Annotated in this window: 1 protein-coding gene; it reads right to left on the reverse strand. The window is 73.5% G+C overall.

The features are described from left to right. A partial coding sequence (locus tag H5J33_RS36535) for a beta-ketoacyl synthase N-terminal-like domain-containing protein (protein WP_181798969.1) occupies positions 1-592 on the reverse strand: 592 nt, incomplete at both ends.

Below are 592 nucleotides of genomic sequence, written 5' to 3' on the forward strand. Positions count from 1 at the left end.
ACAACGCCTGCGCCTCGATGGGATCGCCGAGCGTCGTCCCCGTACCGTGCGCCTCCACCGCGTCCACCTCGGACGGCTCCAACCCGGCATTGGCCAACGCCTGCCGGATCACCCTCTCCTGCGACGGGCCATTCGGTGCCGCCAGGCCGTTCGACGCCCCGTCCTGATTGACCGCCGAGCCCCGCAGCACCGCCAGCACCCGGTGACCGTTGCGACGCGCGTCGGACAACCGCTCCAAGAGCACGACACCCGCGCCCTCACCCCACGCCGTACCGTCGGCCGCCTCGGCGAACGCCTTCACCCGCCCATCGGCCGCCAGCCCCCGCTGACGCGAGAACTCCACGAACCCCGCCGGCGACGCCATCACCGTCACACCGCCGGCCAGGGCCAGCGAGCACTCCCCCGCCCGCAGCGCCTGCGCCGCCAGATGGATCGCCACCAGCGACGACGAGCACGCCGTGTCCACCGACACCGCCGGGCCCTCCAGCCCCAGCAGATACGACACCCGCCCGGAGGTCACACTCGTCGCCGTGCCCGTCGAGAGGTAGCCCTCCAGGTCGGGCGGCTGTGCCCCGGCGCCATAGCCCGAGGA

The sequence above is a fragment of the Streptomyces sp. WELS2 genome, from assembly GCF_013870595.1.
Taxonomy (GTDB): Bacteria; Actinomycetota; Actinomycetes; order Streptomycetales; family Streptomycetaceae; genus Streptomyces.